The organism is Amycolatopsis sp. NPDC051372, assembly GCF_040682095.1.
Lineage (GTDB): Bacteria > Actinomycetota > Actinomycetes > Mycobacteriales > Pseudonocardiaceae > Amycolatopsis.
In genome coordinates, this window is the sequence record NZ_JBFBAF010000016.1 from 106,960 (window position 1) to 129,001 (window position 22,042).

A 22,042-nucleotide genomic window follows, 5' to 3' on the forward strand; every position below is an offset into this window, starting at 1 on the left:
TCCCAGCCAACCGGTACAGACGCCCCGTCCACTGAGCGGATCGCGATCTCGCCGACGTGTCGTGAGCACAATGGTTCAGGACATGGTGATGCTAAGTACGACCGACTGTCCGACGGCCCGCAGCACTTCAAGGTTCACCGTGGGAGCAAGGCCACCGATGACACCATAGGTCTCGCCCGAGATGACGTATCCGTGTCCGATGGTGCCGTCTGTGTCGATGACGTCGTAGGCGATCGACGGATTGGGCTCAGCCGGCTCGACCTCGGTGACCGACAGCGTGGCGACATCGCCCTGGCCGCCGAGCGGGATGTCGGTTGGGCCGGATACGGCGACCTCGCAGTCACCGTCGGTGCAGGATGAGTAGTTCGTACCGTCCGCAGCCGGTGACTCCGCAGAACTCGCGGCGGCCGGCCGAGATGAGGGTGCATCCGTCGAGGTGGTGCAGCCGGCCGCCGCCAGCGCCGCGAGCAGAAGGGCCGAAGCGGATGCTCCATGTCGCAACGTCATCAGGGTGGCCTTTCCGCGTCTGCGCTGCTCCTCCGGAGCTTACGAGCATTGGCTGGGAGGGGTCCCTGCCAGCTGATCGGCGGCCTGCTGTGCAGCACCGGCAAAACCTGGATCGACATTGCCAGCACCTCGACGGCTGTCCACGGCCGGACTACCTCAATAACCCACCCGATCAGCATCTTCGGCTGCGCTACCCGATCGCGCACCACGATCGAGAACGCCACCGCGCCCACATCGAGTACCTCGGCATCGACCTTGTGCCGCCGCCCCGGCCCTATCACCGCGCAAGGAACGAAGAGCCGCCGAACGCTCCCGCGGAATGTGCCACGCAGGCGCGACGCCTTTTCGTTCGACGGCGACTCGAGATACCGACGCTCTGCGTGGTCGTCGCCGACCTGTTCACGCTCTTGGATCTTTGTTCGCCGGCGACGAAGTCCTGCGATTTTCGATGACGCACGGGACGGCGGCACGGTTACGCCACCATGGGCCGGGCGTCAAACTGCAGGTGGCGCTTCTGCGGGACCCCTCCCGAGCACGGAGGTGGACCATTGAGGGCATGCGGGACCTGAGGACGGCATCACCAGGTCTGCTGTTGTGCGAATGAGCCGCAGGAGAGGTTGACGACCATGCGTGATCGCCGCAGGAGGTTCCGCTGGGGCGGGCAAGGAGCGACCCAGCGGTTCGATAGTGCGGGGCCCCAAAGCCTCAGCGAACTCATCACAGCGATCGTGGCTTACGACGGCGAACCGGGCTCCATGGTGGCGACTGCCAGGCAACGCCTCGCTGCCCTGTACCGGATCGCCACGGAACACAACCAAAACGATATTGGATCGAAAATGTTTCAAGATCAATTCGCCGGACGAGTCGAGCAACTTTCGATAAAACCGCAGGTAGAAGCCCTGCAATCGACGACTGTTTCAAGATCACTGCGGTCAAACCCGCGGGCTTTTAATCCCCAGGAATGCCGTGTCAACGAGTGCCGCGTAGTGTCGGTCAGGGTTAAATTGTGCAGGCCAGGCCGCATTTTTCATCGACGTTAGTGTTAAGCAGTGTCGCGGCGTATTGGGCGCTCTGCGAGCAATGGAGTCCAATCGGAGACCGGAATCGGTCCACAGCGTCCACCGCAGGCCCCAGGCACGTCACCCGTCGCTTCGCAAAGTCGTAATCTAGCCGCCGTTGGACCACCTTTTGCACAAGCCTATCTACCTCGACATTTCGGCTTTTTCAACGGCGTTGTGGCCGCAGGGCAAACGCGATGGTGCCTGCGGCTGTGTTCAGCGCGATGGAGATTCCAGCGAACAACCTCTGATTCAGCACCTGCGCACGGAGGTAATCATGTGCACTGATCGAAAAGTCGCCGTGGCGGGTATCCATGATGTAGCCGGCGGGGTGGCCTCGGGGACGCCGTCGGGCACCTTCGGGCCGGCCAGAACAGTGAAATGACTGCGCCCAGGGTGACGAGCGGAGCGCCCCACCGAAGCGCGGCCGGAAGCAGCCGGGCCAATCGTGGAGCCATCATCGCGGAAGGCTCCTCGAATAGGCGGAGAAAGATCTTGCCGACCGTGATCACAACTGCCGGAAAGACCCGACGAACGCGACGAACAACACCGGAACCGGCAGATGTGGCGCGCCGGGTGTAAACGAATCGAGGAGGATGGTCAGCGAGGCAACCACCGCGAACGCGCACCATAATGCGATCATGCGCACGGTCGGCCTTCGTCGTCGGTTCGTGCGGCGGCTTCTTCGTTCATATGCGGGCTTTCTCTGGTCGTGGGATGCCGTCGCCGATGCGAATGTCCCAGCCAACGCCGAATTGGCCGCCGTCGTTCGGATTGATGATCCGGACGGTGACGTCGTGGCCTGCGGCATGGGTGTCGAGCAGGGGTTGACACATGTTCGCCAGCGGAATGGAGACGGTTCTGCAAGTGGATCCGCCATGCCCAGCACATCGCCGGCCAGGACGCGTTCGCCGCACGAGTCGCCTTCGAGGTGGTCGGGCAACCGGCGCAAGGTGAACGCGAATCGCTGATGGCTGAGTGGCGCCGATTCCTCCAACCGGAAGTCACACGTCGCCCACCATGCAGACAGTGATCTGCTAACCAAAGCCGGCGCGCCGGCTCGCACCCCACGGGACGTCGACGCCCGCAACGTTGCTCTGACTCTCCCCGAAATCGGCACCGACGGCTTCAGAAATGCAGCCGATACCGCGATCGCCGACAGCGACGGCACCCCAGCGAGCAATGTGGCCGGCTGTCGGGTCCGGCTACGGCCTGCCCAGGTCAGCGTCCACGAGAGCCTGGACGACTTGCGCCTGGCGTTGCGGCGAATCGCGGACGGTGCGGCTCATCTCGACGTGCAGGAAACCCGTGTCGTCCTTGGCGGCTGCCTTTCCCTGGACGTTCGTGGCGCCCTCCAGGCCCGTGCACCGGTCTGCCCAGCCGCGGCACACCGCGAAGCCAGCCACCATCAAGCGGTCGGCGGCGCGGTGGGCGGCGCCGCCGGCGGTGGCGGCGCCCGACGACAGCACGATGTCCGTCGACGGCAGGTTCTGGTCGTGAAAGCCGTGCAGTTGCACCTGGGTCAGCCCGCGCGCTGCCAGCGAGGCAGCGATGACGTGGAACACCGAGTCCTCTTCGTGGGCGACGTCGGCGTGGCTGTCATCGGCCTTGCGGTGGGCCCCCGCGACCAGCAGCACCGCGCCCGGCACCCGCCGGAACAGGTCCACCCCGAACAGTTCTGTCCGCAAGTCGAACCCTGGGTGCGGCACCTCGACGACCAGCGACGGCGGCGCCGAGCGGTCGATCACGTACATGCCCCACGCTCGTCTGGTGCCCGGTTCGTTCGTCGCGATCGTGTAAGGCCGTCCGGTCGCCGGGTCGACGCGGTCCTCGACCGAGAAGCCGAGTTTCCGAAAGTCCCCGGTGTCTCGGCGATCGAGCAGCGCGGTGAGGCCCGCGGCGGCCGTCCGCCGTTCAGCGGCGATGGGCGGGCGGTAGGGCTGGTCTGCGGACAGCGCCGAGGTGAACTCCGTGACGAGCGTGTCCAGACCGGCTTCCGGCCCGTGCGCCACGGGCGCCGGCGTGGCTCCAGACCTCAGCAGGAGGGTCAGCACCAGAGCCAAGGCCAGGCCGACGCCAACAACACTGAGTAACACTCGACGTGACCAGATCACCATATCCAGTGTACGGATTCGCTCCATGTGCCAGCCTTGCCCCCGTTTGCCGAAGGTAGAGGCCTTGTAACGCTACTGTCGGTTTCGTTGATACGTTCATGAAGCCCGAATGGGTGGCAACGTTCCATCAACGGCCGGAGGGCCGGCGATCCTGTCGGATCGAGTGAGTGAAAGGCCTCGAGGGACCAGGTGAACCGGCCGAGAAGACCCGTCGACCGTGCGGCGCGGCTCCGCGAACAGATCCCCGAGTCGGGTTTTCCGCGCGGGGTCGGAGTCTCCTCGGCGACCACCTTCGTGTTGCTGGTGGTGGTCGCCGTCTTCACCGCCGTCTACCTTTCGACCGCCGGGCCGCTGTCGCTGCTCCACGCGGACGAGGCCGCGAGCGCGGTTTCCGGAGAGGTCGCCGCCGACCAGCAGCGGGCGACCACCGCGCTCGCTCAGAGCGCCGCGACCTCGGCCGCCTCGGTTGCGGACGACCTCCAGATCGCCGCCAGTTCCGGCGTGTTCGACACCGTCGACGACGCCGCACTGCTCACCCGGCTTGGCGAGACCTACCCGGAATGGCGCGGCACGGTCTTGTACGACCCGGCGAAGAACAAGGTCCTGGCGGCCCACGGTGAGCCGGTGCCCGTGGAGACGTTGCGCGGGGTCGCGGTCGTCAAGCTCACCCTCCGCCCGGTCGCGCGTTCTGGTGATGCGCCGCTCGTGCTCACGGCTTTCCCGCTCGGCGGCGCGAGGGCCGGGCGGCTCCTCGTCGTTTCGGCGGCGTTGCGCGAAACGACCGGGGATCTGGACAAGTCGGCGCGGCAGCAGGTCCGTCTGGTCACCACCGAGGGCACGGTCCTGCACTCGCTCGGTACCGCGGTGCCGAAGCAGGACACCGCCGCGCAGGAGCTGCTCACCCGCGCCGCGTCGGCTGCCGCCGCCGGTCAGTCCGGTGTGCTCACCGGCGACGCCGGCGGTGACCCCGGCCGGCCGGTCGCCCCGGTCGTTTCCTACGCGCCGGTGACCTCGGCTGAGATCGGCGGGAGTCTCGGCCTGTCCGTGGTGTCCCTGAGCCGGGTGCCGGTTGATCCGGTGCCGGCCCGCTGGCCTGGCCTGATTCCGGCGGCTGCGCTACTCGGCCTGGCCCTCGCCGGGTTCGTGCTGCTGCGCCGTGCAGTCGTCGCACCGATCCGGCGCCTGCGCACCGACGCGCTCGCCATCGCGGCGGGCGTGCTCGCCGAGCGGGTCCGGCAGTCGCGGATCCGCGAGGTCAACCGGGTGACCACCGCGTTCGGGTGCTACCAGGCCAAGCTGCGCCGCCGGAAGCCGGCGGCGAGCGTGAAGCCGTTCCTCTCGGCCCAGTTGGTCCTCGTCTTGGTCTCCCTCGCCTTGCTCGGGTGGTCAGGCGCCGTCGCCGCGACACTCGGCCGGCAGCACGCCGAGGTCTCGCCGGCCCTGCTCAGCGAGCACGGCGTCCGAGTCGCGCGTTCAGCCGACAATTTGCGCCGTAGCCTCGTCGAGGGCCTGACCGACCTGCGCTCGCTCGCCCGCCTGGCGGCGGGGAAACAGCCGGATCAGGTGCGCGGCATGCTCGGGCAGCTCGCCGACAGCGAAAGCCGCTTCCGCAGTGTCTACGTCGCCGATGCGCAGGGCGGCGTGGTGCTCCAGGCCGGGCGCGAGTCGTTGCGCGAGCCCGGGAAACTGCCCGCGGGCGAAGGCCTGCGCCAGCACAACACCAGCGGCCGCGTCCCAGTTGTCTACGCGTTCACCCCGCTACCCGGCTCGGCGAACACCCTCGTCGGCGAGTACGACGTTCCGCGGATGGCCGAGCTGCTCGGCTCCGCGGGCGGCCGCGTCCGCGTCGTCGACGAGGGCAAGCGCACCATCGCCGACACCGAGGGCTACCTCGCCTTCGCCCCGCTCACCGATCCGACGCTGATCAAGAACGTGGACGCCGCGCGGTCCGGCAAGGACGCCCGCGAGACGACCTCCGCGGCGCTCGTCGCGGCACAGCGCCTGGCGACCGACGGCACCACCGCCTCGTTGAAGTGGGTTGTCGTCGCCGAACAGCCGGTCGGGTCGCTCGGCCTCGCGGACAACACCGTCCGGGACGGCGCGCGCGTGGCGGCACTGCTCGTCGCCGTCGTCGCGCTGCTGCTGTTCGGCTGGCACCTGCTGATCGTCGTGCGGCCGCTGCGCCGCGTCGGGGACGCGGCCGTCCGGATTGCCGACGGCGACACCGGCGACGTCGTCTACCCGCAGCGCCACGACGAAATCGGCACCATCGCGTCGTGCGTCGAGATCTGCCGGCAAGCACTTGCCGATGGCGCGGACCGACTGGGTGAGGTCCGTCGCCCGGCCGGCGCGGCGACGGACAAGACCGAACTGTTCCAACGCGTCCGCCGCGAGCTCGGCCCGCGGCGCGCCAAGCCGAGGGCCGCGCAGCAGGAACCGGCTCCGGCTCGCAAGGCCTCGCAGGCCGAACACCGGGACCGGGGCGAATCGGGGCCGCCGCGCGACGAGCGGCGTCGCGAGCCGGCCGGTCCGCGGCGGCGACCGCCGGTGCGGCCTCAGCAGATCCCGGCGGCGCAACCGCGCACGCAGAACCCGCCGCCGGCCCCCGCCCTGACCGCAGAAGAGCAGGCCCGCCGGGACTACCTGCGCTGGCTGGACGAAGCCGGAGTCTGACGTGCTGTTCCTGTACCTCGTGCTGCTGCTGGCGTCGGCGGCCATCCTGATCGCCGGAATTTCCGAGCAACGGCAGCACTACAAGCACCTGCACAGCATCCCGACGCGCGTGCTCGTGAACGGCATCCGCGGGAAGTCGTCGATCACCCGGCTGTGCGCGGGCGCTCTGAGAGGCGGCGGGCTCGTCACCACGGCGAAGACCACCGGCACCGCGGCCCGGTTCATCCACCCGGACGGCAGCGAGGAACCGGTCTACCGCAAGTTCGGCATCGCCAACGTCGTCGAACAGATCGGCATCGTGCGCCGCGCCGCGGCCTACCGGCCGGATGCGCTGGTCATCGAGTGCATGGCGGTGATGCCGGACCTGCAGGAGATCAACCAGAGCAAGCTGATCCGCTCGACCATCGGCGTGTTGTGCAACGTCCGGGAAGACCACCTCGCGGAGATGGGCCCGACGCTCGACGACGTCGCCCGTTCGCTCAGCCGCTCGATGCCGGTCGGCGGGATCTGCCTGACCGCCGAACGCGACCGGCTGCACATCCTCGAGGAGGAGGCGGCGAAGCGGAACTGCAAGCTCATCGCCGTTGACCCGGAGTCGGTCACCGACGAGGAAATGCGCGGCTTCAGCTGGATCACGTTCAAGGAGAACGTCGCGATCGCGCTGGCCGTGGCCGACCTGCTGAAGGTCAACCGCACCTCCGCCCTTGAGGGCATGTGGGCGGCGCCGCCGGACCCGGGTGTATTGCAGGTGCACCAGTACCGGGCGGGGCGGCGCCTGCTGCGTTTCGCCAACGTCTTCGCCGCGAACGACCCGGAATCGACGTTGATGAACATCGATCAGCTACGCCGCCAGGGCGCGATCTCGGACCCGCTCCACGTGATCATCAACTGCCGGCCGGACCGCATCGAGCGCAACGGCCAGATGGGCGCGCTCATCCCCCGCATCGCTCCACAACGCGTGGTGCTCATCGGTGAGCCCACGCGCAGTGCTCGCGTCGCGATCCCCGCCGAGTGGCAGGATCGCGTGGTCGACCTGGGCGGTTCACGCTCCCCGAGGGAACTGTTGCGCGGCATCGTCAGTGGCATCGAGGTAGAGGCGTCGTTGCTCGCCATCGGCAACATCCACGGCCAGGGGGAATTGCTCCTCGAAGAACTCGCGAAACTGGAACCCACCGCCTGATGCTGACCACCTCCCTCGCCCCTGAGGTCGCCACCGTGGGGCTCGCCATCGGCTTGCTGTTCTGGCTGGTGTGCTACCTCACCACGAACCTTTCTCCCGGCGGCATGATCACGCCCGGCTGGATCGCGCTCACGATTGTGGAAGACTACCGGCGGGCGGCGATCATCGTCCTCATGACCGCGCTGACCTACGGCGGCACCAAGCTCCTGCAGCGGATGGTGATCCTCTACGGCAAGCGGTTGTTCGCCGCGGTGGTCCTGCTCGGCGTGGTGTTGCAGACGACGTTGCTGATCGTGCTGCAGGCCGACTTTCCGCTGCTGTTCGTCCATCAGACGCTGGGGTTCGTTGTGCCCGGGTTGGTGGCCTACCAGCTCGTCCGGCAGAAGCCGATGCCGACGATCATCGCCACCGGCGGGGTAAGCCTCGCCAGCTACGCGATCCTGATCAGCGGGGTGCTGGTCGGCTTGGTTCCCACGGTATGAGGTGATGATGCGCAAGGCTCTGCGAATCGGCGTACTGGCAGTGATCATCGCGATCTCCGGCACAGCCGCCGTCTACGTCGCGACGCGAGACGACAACGAGATCATGGCGGTGTCGGCCTCCTCGATCCCGGCCGGTGCTGCGGCGACCGGCGGTTACACCTACGAGCGGCTGGACAATCCGCCCCGGACGATCGTCCGCGACTCGGCGGGGGCCCAGCTCGCATCTTTCACCGACGGGTCGCGCACGGTGATGCTCACCGGTCCGAGCCGGACCTTCACCGAGTCCCGCTTCACGAAGGTCACGGTGACGTCCACCGCCTGGATCCGCCTGGCCCCGCAGGAGTGGAGCGCGGGCGCGGAAAAGAACACGTGGTTCACCGACTGGCTACCCAAGACCGTCGGCGACACCTCGGCGGACGTCCTCGCCATCGCACTGCAATACACCGACGGCGCCGCCGATCAGATGTCGAAGAAGTTGCGGGTGGGCGGTGACGCCAGCTTTGGCCCCGACAGCGCCGAAGGCCGGCTGGAGAAGTCCGACTTCTACGACTACCTCGGCGTCGACTGGGACTTTGCCGGCGGCGTGCACGAGCACGCGGAACCGATGCGGGCGCGGTCGCTGGACTGCTCTGGGTTCGTGCGCATGGTCTACGGCTACCGCTCTGGGTATCCACTACTCGGCACGAACACGAAGGGACCGGGCCTGCCCCGGCGCGCGTGGGCGCTCTCCGAACTCGGCCCGGGCACCGAGGTGATCCACGACGAGAAGAAGCAGGCCACGAATTTCAGCGCCCTGCAGCCCGGCGACATCCTGTTCTTCAACCTGGAGCCACAGCTCGGATCGCAGGTATCGCACACAGGCATCTATCTGGGCATCGACAGCGACGGGCACCGGCGCGTCCTGTCCAGCCGCAAAGTCGCGAACGGGCCGACGTTCGGCGACGCCGGCGGCGTGTCCCTGATCGATGGCGCGGGCACCTACGCCAAAGCGTTCCGCGCCGCCAAGCGGCTGTGACGTTCGCTGGCGGTCCTGGCCGACGATCGCACGACCCGGCTTCGGCGGTGCATCCAGCTCTCGTGCGCCATGTACGGCCCCTCCGGTCATCTCGAATAGCGGTCGGTATGTCGCACCGATGGGCGCTGAAGTTACGCCGACGAGTTGTGCGGGCAAGCGTCCGGCGAAGTGATTGCCTGATGACAGCACTTGAGCAAGCACGGCCGGCCTAGACACGATTGCCCTCGGACCGAGCTGGAAACGCGGTGACGACCTTACCTGGCGACATAGACCGTCGAGGTCGCCGCTGGGCGTCCCACAGCCGGTTCTTTACCTTGTCGATCGTGTCTTTGGCGCCGCGGAGCAGGAGCAATGCCTCGAGTTGGGCGATGGTCTCGCTGTTGGACAACTCGTCGCCGACCGGCCGCCGATCGGATTTCAGCCGATCACAGGCATCGCTCAGCCGCGCTTCTGCGGCGGCCGGGTCATTGTTGATTTTGTTGGGGAGGAACAGCCGACGACCATTACATGTGGGCACACCTCTACTACCTCGCCCGCAAGACCGCCCGCATCGACACGCTCATCGAGGAGCAGCAGCGCCTGATCGAGGTGCTTCGCGAGCGTCGCCGTTCGGTCCTCGCCCACGCTCTGCACGAGGCTGGACCACGAGTGCGTTTGTTCGGTGCATGACCGCGCAGATTGACTAACGGGCGCTACGCCGAGGAAGACTGACGCCGGAGTTCAACTGGTGACCGCACGGAACGTGAAGCCAGCGACGTCGTCGACCACGGGCAGGACAAGATCGAACGAGCAACCTGCACGACCCTCTCACCGGCCGCGTGCCGGTCGAGCCCGCCGGACTGCTGCGCGATGTCGAATTTAGCCGGTCACGTTCTTCCCGACTCGCGGCGCCAGACTGCGTGATCCACTTCCCACGCGGTGCGCCGCAGGCAGTCGGCGAGCGCGGCCAGCAGTTCCCGGGCCTCCGGCACGGTCACCGGTCGGTCTAGGTGCCGCTGCAGCCAGCGCAGCACCATTCGGTCGGGTTTCACGTGGTTGTCGTCTCCGGCGAGCATCCACAGGTAGGAAAGCCGCGCGCCGGCACCGTGGCCGGGCAACTTCGCTAGCTGCAACTCGGTTTCCGCCAGTCGATCGGAATCGGCGAGCAGCTCCGCGACATCGCCGATGCGTTGCACGCCAGCGTTGGTCAGGACCTCCGAGTAGCGGATCGCGGCCGCGGCCTTGAGGATGCCGCCTCGGGGGCTGGTGCGGCCGCGGTTGCGGAGAACCTCGCCGGCGACCCGCTCGGCGCCGAGCTGGCGTCCGAGATCTGCCAAGGCCTCCACCGGGTGTTCACGGTCGGTGCCGAGCACCGTGTCTGCGGCCGCCGCCGGCAGCATTGGGTCTACCAACGCGTCATGATCGGCGTAGGCGCGGCACACGCGCAGGACGCCGCTGTATCGCGCGTTGATCGAGAAGACCGCGTCGAGCACGCACAGCGGCAGGTGCGTCCACCGGACACCGCGCGGTTCAATGGTCAACTCGGCGGACACGGCCGCCACAAGTCTGTCGATATCGCTGCTCACGGTTATCCCCCGCTCCCTCGGGCGGCAACACTAGTCACCGGGTACGACAGTCCCGACACTCTAGATTTGTGCAAGACAGTGCATCTCGCGGCCGCCTTGACTTCCGGTGCTGACCGTGCCCGCGCTGGCGTCGCCGCATTCCAGCCGCAGACATGCCGTAGGCCCGATGAATCGATGGCGGTCGGGCCGCCGTTCAGGGGTGTATGGGCGAAGGCCTGCTAGATCGCGTATTTCCAGATTGTGAGCCCGTACGCTGAGTACCAGGCGCCGACGAGCACGAACACTGCGGCGACCGTCACCATCGTGGCCGTGCGACGGTGTGCGAGTCCGGCCGCAATCGGCAGCAGCAACGCGAAATCGGGCAACAGAAACCGGGTCTTGAGCGCCGGCAACCCGGCAGTGCACACGACCAGCACGACAACGCCGACCGCATACGCGGCCAGCTGCCACGGCACGCGCCGGCCGGCAACCACAATCACCGTCAGGCCGACCGCGGCCAGCGTCACCAGCACGACAAGCGTTTCCCACGCGCTGCCTGCGCTGAACAGAGACCGCGACACCCACCGCCAGGTGTCGATGCCGGGGTCGGGACGTACGTTCCACCCGCGGCGCTCGACGTCCGCCCACCCGGTCAGGCTGCCTGTGCGTACGGCGACCATGCCCCAGTACCCGAGCAGGCCGAGCGGCGCGACCACGGCGCATGTGAGGGCCAGCCAGCGGCGACGGCCGCGCCACGCGTCGATCACCGCCGCCACGACCACGACAGCGATCAGCACGGATGCCGTAGACCTGGTGAGTCCAGCGAACACCGTCGCGCCGGCAGTAAGGAACCAATTCCGCTCGAGCACGCCGACGAGCGCCCACACCGCCAGCGCGGTAAACAGCGACTCCGTCATGACCATGCTCTCGGTGATCGCCATCGGCGCACCCGCCCACAGCACGGCCAGCAACAACCCGACGCGCGACCCGCTCACCAACCGGCCGATCCGATACAGCCCGCAAGCGGCAGCGATGCCGGCGACCGTCGACACGATCAGGCCGGCCGCAGTCAGGGAGATACCGGGCAGCTGGCCGACCAGCTCGGTGAACGCCGGGTACAGCGGAAAAAACCCGTACGGTGCTTCAGGAAACGGGTGGCCGCTGATGTCCACCGGGTGGGGGACGCCGGTGTAGTTGGCCTCGGCGATGTGCAGATACCACCAGCCGTCCCACGACCGCAGCCGGTCAAGCAGCGGCCGGTTGCTGTGCGCGGCCATGATGGCCAGCACGCCCACGCTGAACAGCCGGACCGCGAGGAACAGCCCCGCCGCGCGCACGTAACCCGACTGCGCCCACGGCAACGCACGCACGCGAGATCGGGGTCCGGAGAGGAGATCGGCCGAACCAGGAGGAGGCGCGGCGAGCGCCCGTCCCTCCGTGTTCGGCACAGGTCTGTCCGCGACGTCCGTCAACGTTGCCCCCCTTGGGATTTGACTCAGCCATGATCCGTCGAGTCGATCAAGAACAGCGTTACGCCGCTTCCGGGTGATGAGGGTCACCGCTCGCCGTCGGTAAGACGAACCCGAGGCGACCTGCCAAACGTGGCCGCCGACCCGGCGGCAGTGGACCTGCATCGACCCGATGAGATCGACTTCGGGGCGACTACCGGCACCGCGGTCGTCGACCTCGTAATGCTCTTCGGATAAGTCTTTTACGCAGCTCGATTGCGGTCCAAACGTCGTTGCTCGTCCGGCGACGTACCCGCGACTACGGAGTAGCTGTGACGGCCTGTTGGGCATCGTGTTGACGGAGGGGCGCAAGCTCGCTGTCTACGGGGCGAATGGCTTCAAGAAGATTCACAAGGGAGGCGCCAAATGGCCGTGGCGAAGGACTATTACGACGCCCCGGCCCTGGGAGGGCCGTTCGAGCTGGCCGAGCCGGCTCAGGTTGCTGCCGTGCTGGATCTGATGTTGACCGAGGCCACCGAGGCTGAGGTGGGCGTGATCGCCGAGCTGTCCTGGGATAGCGAGGACCACAAGTCGATCCTCCAGTTCGGTATGCGCACGAAGCACGTCGGGTTCGTGTTCTCCATGGCGAAGGATGACAAGAGCGTGATCAGTGCGTCAGGCGCGACCTCGCGGACGCCAGTGGCCTTTGACTACCAGCTGCACGAGCGCGAGGTGCCGAGCAACGCGGAGGTTTCGCTGGACAGGCGGTCAGCAGCGCGACCGTGTAGACGTGTTCCACCGGCGAGCCTTTGGCGAGCGCCTGCCGCAGGTGCTGGCACACGTCGAGGGCCTGCTCGTAGGCGTCGCGGAGCGCGTTGCGGCCGTCGCTCGGGTAGAAGCGGCCGCCACCGCGCGGACAGGTCCCCGACTTCGAAGGTGAAGCTGTGCCCGCCGGTGTGTTCTTGCGGCAGCAGGCACCGGTGGATGTCAGCGAACTCGTCCGGCTCGCTTGTGTGCACCTGGCAGACCCGCCGGATCGACACGTCCCGCCCGGCGCGGCCGTTTAGGTCGAACGACAGCCGACGAGCTGTCCCGGATCCCGGGCGTGATGTCGACGAGGACCCACCTCGGCACCGAGATGCACCTCGAAGGCAGGCAGTGGCGGCTCGACGCGCTCGACTCCGGTCAACAGGCTGCCGTCGAGAAGGCAGCCAAGGCCGCCGCCCCCATCCGGCGAGGCGAGCCCGTCGACATCACCACGCCCACCTACGCCCCGCTGATGTCCGCCCTGAGCAAAGACGGCAGAGCGACGGCGATCGACATCGCCGACCAGGTCGGCCTTCCGGCGTCGACAGTGCGGCGGCAGCTGGGGCGGCTGCTCAAGGCAGGCGCGCTGGCGATGCGGTGCGAACTGTCACAGCTGCACACCCGGTGGCCGGTGAGCGTCATCTGGTGGTGCCGCGTGCCGAAGCCGCTCCTGCTGTCCGTGGTCGCCAGGATGCGAGCCGAGCCGCGCGTGCGGATGTGCATGTCGATGACCGGGCCCGCGAACTTCGTCGTCTTCGCCTGGACGGCAGGACTCACCGACCTGATGCAGCTTCAGGGCGTGCTCGAGGACCTGTTGCCTCCCGGCGCTCTCATCGACAGCTCGGTGACCCTGCGGACGCGCAAACGCGCGGGCTGGCTGCTGCGCCCCGACGGCCGGCTGGACACGGACTCGCCGCAGCCTGCCCAGTAATCCCTTGTTCCGCCATCTGATCCGGCGTCCACTCGTCGGGTCCCGGATCGAAGGACGAAATAGGTACGCTGCACACTGCCGAGGAATTGATATTCAAACGCCTCGAATTCCCTGACGTCACCAAGGGCGTTTGCCGCCACCGCCGCAAGAAGGTGGATCAATTTTTGAGCCACCGGAACCGCATCACAAGACGACAGGATCTAAATACTTACTCGCCAGAGATTCGATCGAAACCACCCATGCGCGTCGTCCCGGACCGAGCACACTCACCCCGGACGGAGGCACTTCCTCGTCCGGGGTGACTGTGGGCGGCTGTCAGCCGGCGATGGCATCGGCGGCGCTCACGATGATGTCCGCGACCTTGTCCGGCAGCGAGACCAGCACCGCGTGCGAGGCCCCGGGGACCACGACGGTGTGAGCGCGAGCGCGCTCGGCCATCCACTCCTGGGCGGCAGGCGGGATGTTCTTGTCCCCCGTCGGGATCAGGCTCCACGTGGGAATCCCCTGCCACCCGGCCGCGCCGGAAGGCTCATTGAGCGCCTCGGCCGTGATCGGGCGCTGCGTGACGGCCATCAGCCTCGCCTGTGACAGCGGGACGTCGGCGGCAAACTGCTGCGGGAACAGGTCCTGCTTCACGTACAGGTCGGTTTGCCCGCCCGGCAGTGCCACCTCCCGGAGCGTGTCCCCGAGTGTGCTGCCCGGGAACTTCGCCGACAGCGCAGCCGCGGACTCGCCCTGCTCCGGAATGAAGCCTGCGATGTAGACGAGCGCCTGCACCTTCGGGTCGCCGACCGCGGCAGCCGTGATCACCGAGCCGCCGTAGGAGTGCCCGACCAGCACCACCGGGCCGTCGACGCTGTCGACCAGCGCCTTGACGTACGCCCCGTCCGAGGCGACCCCACGTAGCGGGTTGGCCGCCGCGATCACAGGATAGCCGTGCCGCCGCAGCCGTTCGAGCGTCCCGTTCCAGCTCGACGAGTCGGCGAATGCCCCGTGCACCAGCACGATCGTCGGCTTGGGTTTGCCGCTGCCCTTCGCCGGTTCGCGCGGCGCCGCCGACGACTGCGCGGCGGCGAAGACCGCGGCGCCCACCAGCACGGCGGCCGCCGACGCGACCTTGGTCAGTCCGATGCGTGTGCGCATTTCTTTGCTCCTCGAGGATCCCGTGCGATTCGACCGCGCTGGAGAATACCTCCGAAGCCGATTTTCGCACGCCGTCCTCCCGATCCGCCCGAACACATTTCCCGAAACTACTCGCGCACGTTGCACCAAATGAATGGCTGGCATGATCCTTGCGGAGAATGGCACTGATGCCCCTTGCCCACCGGCCGGCATCCCGGTGTGGCCGACATCACGTCAGGGAGAGCCCGGGCGAGTTGTCGCGCAACGATCCTTCACTGACCGATTTGACCGATTCTATGCTGCGGAAACCTCTTCTTCTACAGATAATCCAGACCAAACGGACATGGCACGAAAACTTTTACTGACAGTCACTGAAAGTGACTACAGTGCAAATTCAGGAGAACCCGTTGTGCCCCAACGCACAGTGGCCTCCAGGAGGCGGCGCTGCAATCATGCTCCGAAGTCATAGGAGGTGCTTAAAGGAGCGGATAACATGACCAACACCATCTCCGTGGACGGCACGGAACGGCATCCCAGCTGTCCGACGATTCCTGCGCCGCCGCGGAAGCGGACATCGAGCCGGCGAAACCCCTGGCTCGACGGCCGCGTCACTACCACCTGCCCGGTGTCGGGGCGGGTGTACTTCGTGAACTACCTGGACCGGGTGAACATCGGTTTCGCCGGTCCGAACGGGATGAACAAAGCCCTCGGCTTGACGTCCACGGCGTTCGGCTTCGTATCCGGCATCTTCTTCCTCGGTTACCTCATCCTCGAAGTGCCGAGCAACCTCGCGTTGCACCGGTTCGGCGCCCGGCGCTGGCTGGCCCGGATCATGATCACCTGGGGTGTCCTCGCGACGGTGCTGCCGTTCGTGCCCAACGCGACCACGCTGATCGTCCTGCGGTTCCTGCTCGGCGTGGCCGAGGCGGGCTTCTTCCCCGGCATCATCCTGTACCTGACCTATTGGTTCCCGGCCGCGCAGCGGGCGAAGGCCGTGGCGCTGTTCATGGTCGCCGTGCCGGTTTCCTCCGCCATCGGATCCACGGTGTCGAGCCTTCTGATCGTGGGCGGTCACGGGCTGTTCGGCCTGGACGGCTGGCGGTTCATGTTCCTGGTCGAGGGCATTCCGGCGATCCTGCTGGCCTTCGCGACGTGGTTCTGGCTCACCGACAAGCCGGAAAAGGCGAAGTGGCTCAACGCGGACGAGCGGCAGTGGCTCATCACCGAACTCGAAACGGAACGGAAGGCGACCATTGCCGAGCACCACTGGCCGCTGAAGAAGGCGCTCACCCACCCTCGGATCCTCGCGCTGGCGTTCGTGTACTTCGCCATCGCCTACGGGTTGTACGCACTCGGCTTCTTCCTGCCGACGATCATCGCCGGGTTCGGCGCGGAGTTCGGCACGAAGCTGAGCGTGGTCCAGTCCGGGTTGGTAAACGCGATCCCGTACGTGATCGGCGCCCTGGTGATGGTGTTCTGGGCGCGCCACGGCGACCGCACCGGCGAGCGCAAGTGGCACGTGGCGCTGCCCATGCTGGTCGGCGGGGCCGCCATCCCGATCGCGCTGTACCTCGGCAACCCCTACGCCGCCATGGTCGCCGTAACAATCTGCGCCGTCGGCGTGTGCTGCGCGCTGCCGACGTTCTGGACGCTGCCCTCGAACTTCCTCGCCGGAGCTGCCGCGGCGGGAGGGATCGCGCTGATCAACTCCCTGGGCAACATTTCCGGCTTCGCGGCGCCGTACATCACCGGCTGGCTGCGCGACCTGACCGGCACCCAGCGCACGGGTCTGTGGGTCGTCGGCGCCTGCATGGTCGCCGGCGCCATCGTCACCATCGCGCTGGGCGCCCGGCCACGGATGTCCGCGGTGCCCGAGCGGAAGAACAGCTCCGCACAGGAGTCGTAGCCGTTCTCGGCGGACCGGCGGCTACATCATCGCGGCGAACATAATGGCCATGCCGGCCGCCATCAGTGCCTGGGTGGCGATGGCGAGCTGGGCGCGGCCCGAGGCCGGCGGCTTGGCGTGGCGGCGCGCGAGGAGCTCCGAGATCCACCAGGCGCCGGCGACGGCGGAGCCGATGGTCAGCAGCCAGTTGAGTCCGGTGATCAAAGGGGATGTGCCGGCGGTGTCAGGTGTCGTGTCCACAATGGGCATGTGCATGCCGGACATGCGCATGCCGGGCATCGGAGGACCGTGCTGACCACCAATACCGGCGACCTCGACCGGAGCCGGTGGCAGGCCGTCGGTCATCACCGCGTACATCCAGGCCATCGCGAGCATCATCAGAGCGTGATAGGCGTTGGCCCGGCGATGTTCCGCGGTCCGCACAGCGCCGGCGACGAACCAGACAGCCGCCGACAGGAAGACCAGCAAGGGAACTGTTGTCGGGAGGTCGTCACCGTGCGTCCACGCCATCAGGGCCATCGCGAAAGCCATGAGCGCGTGCAAGGAATGTCCGCGCCCTGCAGAGAGAGGCGAACGACGACGATTCCGTGCACGCGCTCAGCCACGCAGATGGCGAAGAGCGCGGTGACGACCCACCGAAGAACAAGATCGTGGATCATCGGGACAGCGCACGAGTGACATGAGCGGTGATCAGCTCGTACATCCGGCGGATCGTCTTCGTGTCGTCCGTCATGATGTCGTAACCGTGGTCCACATCGGACACCTCGACGTACTCGGCAAGCGAGCCGGCGACCTCGAGCTTGTCCGCGTACTGCCTGGCTTCGTTGCGCAGCCGGTCGTACTCCGCGGTGATGACCAGGGCCGACGCGATGCCCGTGAGGCCTTCGGCGTTGGCTCCCCAGGCCGGGGAGACGAAGCGGTGGCGGCGAAGGGCGCGGTCGGGCACGTAGGCGGTGTCGAAGACCTCGCAGAGCCAGGGCTGAAGCACCGCTTTCGAGCCCAGCGGGGTCGGTTTCCGCGAGGGCGGGGTCACGATGTCGAGCGGTGGGTAGTGCAGGATCTGCAGCGAGATGGCGGGGCCGCCGTTCTCCAGCGCCATCCGCGACACGGCCGCGGACAGGTTGCCGCCCGCGCTCTGGCCGCCGACGCACAGGCGGGTGCCGTCCCAGTCTCGCTCCGGTTCCGAGGCCCAGCTGACCACGTCGTAGAACTGTTCGACAGGCGTGGGAAAACGTGTCTTCGGAGCCAGTGCGTAGTCGGTGTTGAGCACGACGACACCAGCGTGCGCGGCCAGAAAACGGCACCAGGCGTCGTCCTGTTGCCGGTGCCCCACGACGAAGCCGCCGCCGTGGGCGTTGACGTACACGCCGGGGACGCCGGCCGGGGACGGCGGGAAGTACAGCGTCGCGGCGACCGGACCGTGGCGAGTTTCGACGCTGATGTCGGTGGTGCGGACAGTGATTTCAGGGAACCGAGGTTCGCCGGCGGGGTGGATCGCCGAGTTGATCTTGGCGGCGAACCTGCGGGCGACGATGTCGGCCACCGGCCGTCGCGACAGTACTGACATGAATCCTCGTCTCGTTTCGATCCGGTCGCGGCGACGGTCAGCCCTGGTGCTGCCGGGCGCTCGGGTGGCGCAGGTGATCGCGAGCCACGATCTCCTCCGGCTCCAGCATCGTGATCATCTCCACGCCGGGAGCGCAGATGCACACGGCGACGAACCGCGCCCAGGAGTCCGGGTCCGGGTTCGCGACCTGATAGTGCACGACGTCACCGCCGGGCTCCCAGAACGCCTCGCCCGCAACGATTTCCCGGGGCTCCTCACCTTCCAGCTCGAAGAAGATCTTGCCTTCCGTCACGTAACCGAACACCGGTCCGGAGTGGCGGTGCGGCGCGAGGCCCGGGTCGGCCGGCGGGAGTTCGACGAGCTGCGTCATCGCGTGCGAACCCTCCGGAATCGCGGGCGGAGTGGCGTGGAGGAGATCGGTGACCTTGACGTTTCCCTTGGCCAGCATGGCTTTTCCTTTCGTAGAGGACGAGCGCGAGGTGCGCTCCGTCCGGTTTCAGGCGGTGGTCGCGGTGTGGCCCAGCAATTCGCCGACTGCGCCGAAGGTGGATTGCGTCGGCCGTTCGCCGGTCCGGTCCAGACCGAAGACGGCTCCGTACGAACGCAGCGCCGCGAGGTCGCGGTGATCGGCAATGGTGACCGAGGCGGATGGGGCCGCCGTTTCCCGCGCGGCGAAGACGTAGATTTCGGGCCGTAGTTCATAAGTCGTGCACTCGTCGGTGCCGGCGCGCCCGGCCGCAGGGCCGGCCAGGCAGCGCCACGAGTACGAACTCGGTTCGTGGTGGACGTGCTCGTAGCGGCTTCCGTCGCCGTAGGTCCACCGCACTCGCCGGCCCAGGAGCGCGGCCGTGGGTGCCGGTTCGGTTCCGCTCGTCGCCAGTCCCTCGATGCGGCCCGGCAGGAAGGTGTGCTGCACCCTGGTCCGGTCCTCCGCCGGATCCCCGATCGTGCTCACGACGGCCAGGCTGCGTCCGTGTTCGAAGTCGAGGACGAGGCTCACAGCCGCGTTGGGAACGTCCCGACTGTGGTGAAACTGCGTGTACACCAACCCTTCCGCGATGTCGAAGGCCTCGTAGTCGTCCCGCCCGGACACCACCGGGTGCGGGTCGCCGGGTCCGGGCTCGTAGCTCCAGTCGACGATCGTCGCGCCGAACCTGTGCGACACGCGGCTGCCGTGCGAGTTCGTGAACACGATCTCGCGGCCGGCCACAGTGGAATCTCTGGTCATCAGTGCTTTCTCCGTTCGTCGTCGGACCGCAGACACCGGTCAGGTGAGGACGGGGTTCTTTTCGACGTCCCAGCTCACGTGCAGCGATTCCGGGCCCCGGAACGACGTGTTGGGGACGTAGCGGAACTCCTGGTGGTCGAGAGTCATGTGCGGCAGGCGCCGCGTCAGCTCTTCGAGGTAGATGACCATCTCGAGCCGCGCGAGGTGGTTGCCAAGGCACATGTGCGTGCCGGCGCCGAACGCGATGTGCGCCTTGGCGTCCCGGTCGATGTCGAACCGCTCGGGCTCGTCGAACACCGCGTCGTCCTGGTTCGCCGACGCGATCACCATGAGGATCTTCGCTCCGGCGGGAATCGTCACGTCGCCGACGAGCACGTCTTCCTTCGCGATCCGGCGCCAGGCAGCGACCGAAGGGTTGAGCCGCAAGCACTCCTCGACCGCGCCGGGGATCAGCGACGGCTGAGCGCACAGGCGATCCCACTGGTCGCGGTTCCGCAGCAGCGTCACGACCGCGTTCGCGGTGGCGTTCGTCGTGGTTTCGTGGGCGGCCATCGCGCCGCCCATGACGTTCGTCTGCAGCCAGGTGTCGGAGATGACGTCCGGGTGTTCGCGCTGCATCTTGATCGCGTGACCCAGCCAGCCGGGCGGGTCGTCGAGCTCCTTGAGCTTCCCGATCACGCGCTCACCCATCGCCCAGAACTGGCCCAAGCCGTCGGCGGCCCGCACCTGCTCCTCGGGACTCGGCCGTCCCCAGACGAACTCCGTCATCGACGTGGCCAGCCTGCGCACGGTGTCGACGTCTTCTTCGGGAATCCCCAGGAACTGCAACGCAACCAGGCACGGGATGTCCCAGAGCATGTCGGCGATGAGATCGGCGTGGCCGCGCTCGACGAAGCGGTCGATGTAGTCGTTCGTCGTCTGCCGGATGTAGGGAGCAAGGGGGTCGATCCGATCGGGCATGAACGCCGGAGCGTTCAGCCGGCGGTACTGCCGGTGCATCGGCGGGTCGGAATCCGCGAGAACGGGGCAGGGCGCGAACTCGTATTTCTCGAGTTGCGCACCCGCCGCCTCCGAAGGCGGCGTGACCGGCGTCAGCGTGATGGCCGCGGAGAACTTGTTGAACTGACTGAAAACCGATTTGACGTCTTCGTGTCGCGCGACGACCCAGTAGTCCGAGTCGTCGTTGTAGAACACCGGCTGGCTCTCTCGGGCCCAAGCCAGCGAGGCTCCGGGATTCTCCTGGTATTCACGGTCGAAGAACGAGAAACCCGCGGCGGTGTGAGCGACCGGGCATCCGGTCGCCGGTTCGTTGCTGCTGACAGCGCTGTCCATGGGCAGCCTTCCTCTCTTCGTTGTGCGATCAGAGATCGAGCCGGATCTTCGGACACGCGGCTCGGCTGATGCAGATCATCAAGGTGCTGTTCTCTTCCTGCTCCTCAGGGCTGAGAACCGAGTCGCGGTGGTCCGCGCGGCCCGACACGATGTTCGTTTCGCAGGTCCCGCACGTGCCTTCCGAACAGGAGAACGGTGCGGGAATGCCGGCCGCCCGCGCGACGCCGAGAATCGAATCGTCCGGCCCGACCGAAACGGTGATCCCGGTTCGCACGAATTCGACTTCGAAGTTGTCGAGGACGGTCTCTTCGAGCTGGGTCTTGGGAGTGAACCGCTCCAGGTGGATCTGGCCGGCGATGCCGAAGTCCGCGGCCATCGCCTCCACCGCGCACAGCAGACCCTCCGGGCCGCACACGTAAACCGCGGTACCCGGAAAGACTCCGGCGAGGATGCCCGCGAGATCGATACGGCCGTGGGTGTCCTCCGGAACCAGGGCCACGCCGTCGCGGTGAGCCTGTTTCAGGTCGTCGGCGAACGCCATGTTGCCCCGGCTGCGGCCACCGTAGACCAAGGACCATTCGGCGCCCGCCCGATCGACCGACTCGATCATCGGCAGGATCGGGGTGATCCCGATTCCGCCGGCGATGAACAGGTACCCGGGCGCTTCGACGAGGCGGAAGTTGTTGCGCGGGCCCCGAACGGTGAGGCTTTCGCCTTCGCGCACTTCCCGGTGGACGCGTGCGGAACCGCCTCGGCCGTCCGGTTGGTACAGCACGCTCACCTGCCAGGAGCGAAGGTCGCTCGGCTTACCGCACAGGGAGTACTGCCGGACCAGGTCCGGTCCGAGGACGAGGTCGATGTGCGCCCCCGGCGTCCACGCGGGGAGGTCACGCCCGTCGGCGGGAACGAGGGTCAGCTGCGTGATGGTGTCGGTGATCGGCGTTTTCGCCTTGACTTCCATCACGAGGTCGTCGTGCGCCTGGTTCTCGGGGTCCGCCCACCGGGGCTGTCGACCGGAGTGTCCGGCCTCGAACTGCGATGCCATGGGGACTCCTTCGGATTTCGCCGGGTGCCCCGACGCGTGCTTCGTTGCACCACCGCACGCCGGCGACTCGGCCGGTTCGTGCG

At 67.4% G+C, this 22,042-nt stretch carries 22 protein-coding genes and 1 pseudogene; 8 read left to right on the forward strand and 15 right to left on the reverse strand.

The genetic code is table 11. The annotated features are described in order from the left end of the window. Window positions 1-75: 75 nt before the first annotated feature. The 5 genes from AB0M56_RS24365 to AB0M56_RS24385 form a co-directional block, all read right to left on the reverse strand. Entirely contained in the window at window positions 76-507 is a 432-nt protein-coding gene (locus AB0M56_RS24365) for a hypothetical protein (protein ID WP_364179824.1), read from the reverse strand. Next, the gene (locus AB0M56_RS24370; protein ID WP_364179826.1) at window positions 507-977 is read right to left on the reverse strand and encodes a hypothetical protein; all 471 of its coding nucleotides are present in this window, start codon (window positions 975-977) and stop codon (window positions 507-509) included. Before AB0M56_RS24370 ends, AB0M56_RS24365 begins: the two co-directional genes overlap by 1 nt. 1,096 nt (window positions 978-2,073) lie before the next feature. Further along, a complete protein-coding gene (locus tag AB0M56_RS24375; protein WP_364179828.1) occupies window positions 2,074-2,214 on the reverse strand; it encodes a hypothetical protein in 141 nt (46 codons plus the stop codon). A gap of 40 nt (window positions 2,215-2,254) precedes the next feature. Beyond that, a complete protein-coding gene (locus AB0M56_RS24380; protein ID WP_364179830.1) occupies window positions 2,255-2,401 on the reverse strand; it encodes a hypothetical protein in 147 nt (48 codons plus the stop codon). A gap of 369 nt (window positions 2,402-2,770) precedes the next feature. Next, entirely contained in the window at window positions 2,771-3,577 is an 807-nt protein-coding gene (locus AB0M56_RS24385) for a hypothetical protein (RefSeq protein ID WP_364179831.1), read from the reverse strand. 291 nt (window positions 3,578-3,868) lie between these two features. On the opposite strand from AB0M56_RS24385, the gene AB0M56_RS24390 reads away from it, so the two are divergent. From AB0M56_RS24390 to AB0M56_RS24405, 4 genes are read left to right on the forward strand one after another with little or no spacing between them, the layout of a single operon-like run. Further along, complete coding sequence (locus tag AB0M56_RS24390; protein ID WP_364179832.1) at window positions 3,869-6,352, forward strand: HAMP domain-containing protein; 2,484 nt, start codon at window positions 3,869-3,871, stop codon at window positions 6,350-6,352. A gap of 1 nt (window position 6,353) precedes the next feature. Continuing rightward, a complete protein-coding gene (pgsB, locus tag AB0M56_RS24395; RefSeq protein WP_364179834.1) occupies window positions 6,354-7,532 on the forward strand; it encodes a poly-gamma-glutamate synthase PgsB in 1,179 nt (392 codons plus the stop codon). Then, a complete protein-coding gene (locus AB0M56_RS24400) occupies window positions 7,532-8,014 on the forward strand; it encodes a poly-gamma-glutamate biosynthesis protein PgsC/CapC (RefSeq protein ID WP_364179835.1) in 483 nt (160 codons plus the stop codon). Before pgsB ends, AB0M56_RS24400 begins: the two co-directional genes overlap by 1 nt. 4 nt (window positions 8,015-8,018) lie before the next feature. Further along, on the forward strand, window positions 8,019-9,029 hold the full coding sequence (locus AB0M56_RS24405) for an NlpC/P60 family protein (RefSeq protein ID WP_364179837.1): 1,011 nt from the start codon (window positions 8,019-8,021) through the stop codon (window positions 9,027-9,029). A gap of 208 nt (window positions 9,030-9,237) precedes the next feature. On the opposite strand, the gene AB0M56_RS24410 is transcribed toward AB0M56_RS24405, so the two are convergent. Continuing rightward, the gene (locus tag AB0M56_RS24410; protein ID WP_364179839.1) at window positions 9,238-9,546 is read right to left on the reverse strand and encodes a hypothetical protein; all 309 of its coding nucleotides are present in this window, start codon (window positions 9,544-9,546) and stop codon (window positions 9,238-9,240) included. Between AB0M56_RS24410 and AB0M56_RS24415 the strand changes: the two genes are divergently transcribed. Further along, window positions 9,537-9,698 carry a hypothetical protein gene (locus AB0M56_RS24415; protein WP_364179841.1) on the forward strand — a complete coding sequence of 54 codons (162 nt, stop codon included), beginning with the start codon at window positions 9,537-9,539 and terminating at the stop codon, window positions 9,696-9,698. The two genes, AB0M56_RS24410 and AB0M56_RS24415, sit on opposite strands and share 10 nt — an antisense overlap. A 197-nt stretch (window positions 9,699-9,895) precedes the next feature. Here AB0M56_RS24415 and AB0M56_RS24420 read toward each other — a convergent pair whose 3' ends face one another. Beyond that, window positions 9,896-10,561: a hypothetical protein gene (locus tag AB0M56_RS24420; RefSeq protein ID WP_364179843.1), complete on the reverse strand. Its 666-nt coding sequence runs from the start codon at window positions 10,559-10,561 to the stop codon at window positions 9,896-9,898. A gap of 251 nt (window positions 10,562-10,812) precedes the next feature. Then, complete coding sequence (locus AB0M56_RS24425; RefSeq protein WP_364179845.1) at window positions 10,813-12,132, reverse strand: hypothetical protein; 1,320 nt, start codon at window positions 12,130-12,132, stop codon at window positions 10,813-10,815. A 315-nt stretch (window positions 12,133-12,447) separates the two neighbouring features. Between AB0M56_RS24425 and AB0M56_RS24430 the strand changes: the two are divergent. Continuing rightward, a pseudogene (locus AB0M56_RS24430) lies at window positions 12,448-12,774 on the forward strand (Imm1 family immunity protein); the annotation flags it as partial. A gap of 355 nt (window positions 12,775-13,129) precedes the next feature. Beyond that, window positions 13,130-13,759 (forward strand): Lrp/AsnC family transcriptional regulator, encoded by a 630-nt coding sequence (locus AB0M56_RS24435; protein ID WP_364179847.1) that lies wholly within the window; start codon window positions 13,130-13,132, stop codon window positions 13,757-13,759. Window positions 13,760-14,074: 315 nt separating this feature from the next. Here the strand turns inward: AB0M56_RS24435 and AB0M56_RS24440 are convergent, their stop codons facing one another. Continuing rightward, window positions 14,075-14,902 (reverse strand): alpha/beta hydrolase, encoded by an 828-nt coding sequence (locus AB0M56_RS24440; RefSeq protein ID WP_364179849.1) that lies wholly within the window; start codon window positions 14,900-14,902, stop codon window positions 14,075-14,077. 472 nt (window positions 14,903-15,374) lie between these two features. Between AB0M56_RS24440 and AB0M56_RS24445 the strand changes: the two genes are divergently transcribed. Continuing rightward, entirely contained in the window at window positions 15,375-16,787 is a 1,413-nt protein-coding gene (locus AB0M56_RS24445) for an MFS transporter (protein ID WP_364179851.1), read from the forward strand. 21 nt (window positions 16,788-16,808) lie between these two features. On the opposite strand, the gene AB0M56_RS24450 is transcribed toward AB0M56_RS24445, so the two are convergent. From AB0M56_RS24450 to AB0M56_RS24475, 6 genes are all read right to left on the reverse strand, one after another. Then, window positions 16,809-17,330: a DUF5134 domain-containing protein gene (locus AB0M56_RS24450; RefSeq protein WP_364179853.1), complete on the reverse strand. Its 522-nt coding sequence runs from the start codon at window positions 17,328-17,330 to the stop codon at window positions 16,809-16,811. A gap of 112 nt (window positions 17,331-17,442) precedes the next feature. Then, window positions 17,443-18,354 carry an alpha/beta hydrolase gene (locus tag AB0M56_RS24455; RefSeq protein WP_364179855.1) on the reverse strand — a complete coding sequence of 304 codons (912 nt, stop codon included), beginning with the start codon at window positions 18,352-18,354 and terminating at the stop codon, window positions 17,443-17,445. Between the two features lie 37 nt (window positions 18,355-18,391). Next, window positions 18,392-18,802 (reverse strand): cupin domain-containing protein, encoded by a 411-nt coding sequence (locus AB0M56_RS24460; RefSeq protein ID WP_220246780.1) that lies wholly within the window; start codon window positions 18,800-18,802, stop codon window positions 18,392-18,394. A 48-nt stretch (window positions 18,803-18,850) separates the two neighbouring features. Then, window positions 18,851-19,582: a MoaF C-terminal domain-containing protein gene (locus AB0M56_RS24465; RefSeq protein ID WP_364179857.1), complete on the reverse strand. Its 732-nt coding sequence runs from the start codon at window positions 19,580-19,582 to the stop codon at window positions 18,851-18,853. A 39-nt stretch (window positions 19,583-19,621) separates the two neighbouring features. Then, the gene (locus AB0M56_RS24470) at window positions 19,622-20,914 is read right to left on the reverse strand and encodes a cytochrome P450 (RefSeq protein ID WP_364179859.1); all 1,293 of its coding nucleotides are present in this window, start codon (window positions 20,912-20,914) and stop codon (window positions 19,622-19,624) included. Between the two features lie 28 nt (window positions 20,915-20,942). Beyond that, window positions 20,943-21,959: a PDR/VanB family oxidoreductase gene (locus AB0M56_RS24475; protein WP_364179861.1), complete on the reverse strand. Its 1,017-nt coding sequence runs from the start codon at window positions 21,957-21,959 to the stop codon at window positions 20,943-20,945. Window positions 21,960-22,042: the final 83 nt, after the last annotated feature.

Bases quoted from the DNA above. Each gene is read 5' to 3' on its own strand.
- AB0M56_RS24365 (WP_364179824.1), bottom strand. From the start codon at position 507: ATGACGTTGCGACATGGAGCATCCGCTTCGGCCCTTCTGCTCGCGGCG.
- AB0M56_RS24440 (WP_364179849.1), bottom strand. From the start codon at position 14,902: ATGCGCACACGCATCGGACTGACCAAGGTCGCGTCGGCGGCCGCCGTG.
- AB0M56_RS24435 (WP_364179847.1), top strand. From the start codon at position 13,130: ATGTCGACGAGGACCCACCTCGGCACCGAGATGCACCTCGAAGGCAGG.
- AB0M56_RS24400 (WP_364179835.1), top strand. From the start codon at position 7,532: ATGCTGACCACCTCCCTCGCCCCTGAGGTCGCCACCGTGGGGCTCGCC.
- AB0M56_RS24380 (WP_364179830.1), bottom strand. From the start codon at position 2,401: ATGTGTCAACCCCTGCTCGACACCCATGCCGCAGGCCACGACGTCACC.
- AB0M56_RS24465 (WP_364179857.1), bottom strand. From the start codon at position 19,582: ATGACCAGAGATTCCACTGTGGCCGGCCGCGAGATCGTGTTCACGAAC.
- AB0M56_RS24415 (WP_364179841.1), top strand. From the start codon at position 9,537: ATGTGGGCACACCTCTACTACCTCGCCCGCAAGACCGCCCGCATCGAC.
- AB0M56_RS24445 (WP_364179851.1), top strand. From the start codon at position 15,375: ATGACCAACACCATCTCCGTGGACGGCACGGAACGGCATCCCAGCTGT.
- AB0M56_RS24475 (WP_364179861.1), bottom strand. From the start codon at position 21,959: ATGGCATCGCAGTTCGAGGCCGGACACTCCGGTCGACAGCCCCGGTGG.
- AB0M56_RS24405 (WP_364179837.1), top strand. From the start codon at position 8,019: ATGATGCGCAAGGCTCTGCGAATCGGCGTACTGGCAGTGATCATCGCG.
- AB0M56_RS24470 (WP_364179859.1), bottom strand. From the start codon at position 20,914: ATGGACAGCGCTGTCAGCAGCAACGAACCGGCGACCGGATGCCCGGTC.
- AB0M56_RS24455 (WP_364179855.1), bottom strand. From the start codon at position 18,354: ATGTCAGTACTGTCGCGACGGCCGGTGGCCGACATCGTCGCCCGCAGG.
- AB0M56_RS24460 (WP_220246780.1), bottom strand. From the start codon at position 18,802: ATGCTGGCCAAGGGAAACGTCAAGGTCACCGATCTCCTCCACGCCACT.